A 2,302-nucleotide genomic window follows, 5' to 3' on the forward strand; every position below is an offset into this window, starting at 1 on the left:
GCACGACCCCGGTGCGACCCAGATGTCGGACAAGCAGTAGTGTCGGGCAGATGAGGAGTGATGAACGACTCATCACGATCATCCATAATGAACTCATTCGGGTAACTCCGATGTGGTCCCATCTGGTCCCACCGGAACCGTCCGGATTTGCGCCGCCAACGTCGATCTCGCTACAGTTCCGCCCACTCGCCTACCCAGGGCGAGGTCGTGTGGACGGACGCCGAGTCCTGCCCCCGTCCACTCGGCCGGTACGAGAGCGGACGACACAGGGCAGGAGCGGGGGACCCACCATTCGGACGCGCCAGCGCGTCCTAGGGGTTAAGCCGACGCGCAGGTACAGCCAGGCACACACCGGTCCGCAAGGGCGGCCGGAGCCTGGGGCGCGCGGCCGGGCAGCTTCCAGCCCGCACCCGACAGCTCACCCCGCAGGCGACGGGAAGGACATCTGATGCGGTCGCATGATCGTGATCCCGTCCGTTCGACCGGTCGGGGTGGCAGACACCGGGCGGCCACGCCGCCCTCCACAGCCACTCGCGTACTGCGGACCACCGGAGCCGTCACAGCTCTGGTCGGGACCGGGCTCGCCATCACCGCGGTCCCTGCCGGCGCGGCCACGGCGGACGACTTCGCCCGGCTCCGCAAGTGCGAGTCCGGCGGCAACTACGCCATCAACACCGGCAACGGTTTCTACGGTGCCTATCAGTTCGACCAGCGCACCTGGACGGGGCTGGGCTATCCCGGCCGTCCGGACCAGGCTCCTCCCGCCATGCAGGACGAGGCCGCGTACAAGCTCTACGACCAGCGCGGCTGGTCCCCCTGGCCCGGCTGCACCAGCAAGCTCGGCCTGACCAGGAACGGGCCGGCACCGACCTCCTCGGGCGCCGGCGGCGACGTCATCGAGCAGGCGCTGACTCCGGCCGAAGAGCCCATGACCCTCGAAAGGGCGCGCTCCCAGGTCGGTAGCAGCTTCGGTGGCGAGGCCCTGAACGCCAGCATGGGCGAGCAGGTCCGCGCGGACGCCTTCGTGTGGCAGGCGAAGATGCGCGAGCGGCGTTTCGTCCTCACCGTCGACGGCAAGTTCGGCCGGGAGTCCCAGGGCGTCGCCGCGCTGTACTCGTACCTGACGAGGGTCAGCGACGGGCAGCCCGGTGTGGTGGGGCAGAACCTCTGGAGCGCGACGGTCGCCAGCTGACCGCACCCGCGGTGCCCCGACCCCCGCCCAGGCCTCATGACGGTCTGGCAGGTCGGTCCATGCCAGGTTGTCACGAGGTTCCGGGCCGCCACCGGCGTCGACCCCGCGCCGGGCGTTCGAGCGTCCAGCCCCGGACGCCCTGGCAGGCGCGGTCGCACCTCGGGCGGGTCGGACGTGGGGCAGGATGTGCCCATGACGACTCCGTCCGCAAACCACAACCTGCTGTCGGGCCCGCCGCCCACGCTGCTGCCGGCCGCGCCGGCCGTCGCGGAGGCGCTGGCCTCGGGTGCCGCCCCGGAGACCGTCGCGGCCCGTTTCCCCGCCGCCAGCCTGGGCTGGGCGGTTCTCGCCGAGGACGCCCTCCGGGCCGGGCAGCCGGTGGCTGCCTACGCCTACGCGCGCACCGGCTACCACCGGGGGCTCGACCAGCTCCGGCGGTCCGGCTGGAAGGGGCACGGGCCTGTTCCGTGGTCCCACGAGCCGAACCGCGGCTTCCTGCGCGCGCTGGCGGCTCTGTCACGCGCCGCGGCGGAGATCGGCGACGAGGAGGAGGCGACCCGGTGCCGGCAGTTCCTCGCCGACAGCGACCCGGTCGCTGTCGGCGAGACCGGACTCGCCTAGCGGGCGAAAGGTGACCCAGCGTCGCCGCTCACGCCGGGTCGTCCGCGGGCAGGACCCCGACGGACCGATATCCCCAGGTGGCCCGGTGAGGCGCGGTATCCCCAGGCGGCCCCGTCGGAGCGTTATCCCTAGTAACCTCGCCCGGTGCCCGCACTAGTCCTCATCGGCGCCCAGTGGGGCGACGAGGGAAAAGGAAAGGCGACCGACCTCCTGGGCGGCGCCGTCGACTACGTCGTCCGCTACCAGGGTGGCAACAACGCCGGCCACACCGTGGTGATCGGTGCGGAGAGCTACGCTCTGCACCTGATTCCGTCCGGTGTGCTCCGCAGCGACTGTGTGCCCGTCATCGGCAACGGCGTCGTCATCGACCCGGGCGTGCTGCTCTCCGAGATGGACGGGCTGCAGGCTCGGGGCGTCGACGTCTCCCGCCTGCTGATCAGCTCGGACGCGCACCTGATCATGCCGCATCACCGTGCGCTTGATCGGGTC

3 protein-coding genes are annotated in these 2,302 nt (G+C 71.4%); all 3 read left to right on the plus strand.

The window, feature by feature from the left end:
- Positions 1 to 448: 448 nt before the first annotated feature.
- On the plus strand, positions 449 to 1,192 hold the full coding sequence (locus tag UG55_RS21795) for a transglycosylase family protein (protein ID WP_066072432.1): 744 nt from the start codon (positions 449 to 451) through the stop codon (positions 1,190 to 1,192).
- Positions 1,193 to 1,384: 192 nt separating this feature from the next.
- Positions 1,385 to 1,813, plus strand: coding sequence for a DUF3151 domain-containing protein (locus UG55_RS21800; protein ID WP_066072429.1), 429 nt, complete (start codon positions 1,385 to 1,387; stop codon positions 1,811 to 1,813).
- Positions 1,814 to 1,957: 144 nt separating this feature from the next.
- Positions 1,958 to 2,302: adenylosuccinate synthetase (locus tag UG55_RS21805; RefSeq protein ID WP_199865221.1), on the plus strand; the 345-nt coding region annotated here is incomplete at its 3' end.

The sequence above is a fragment of the Frankia sp. EI5c genome, assembly GCF_001636565.1.
Classification (GTDB): Bacteria; Actinomycetota; Actinomycetes; order Frankiales; family Frankiaceae; genus Parafrankia.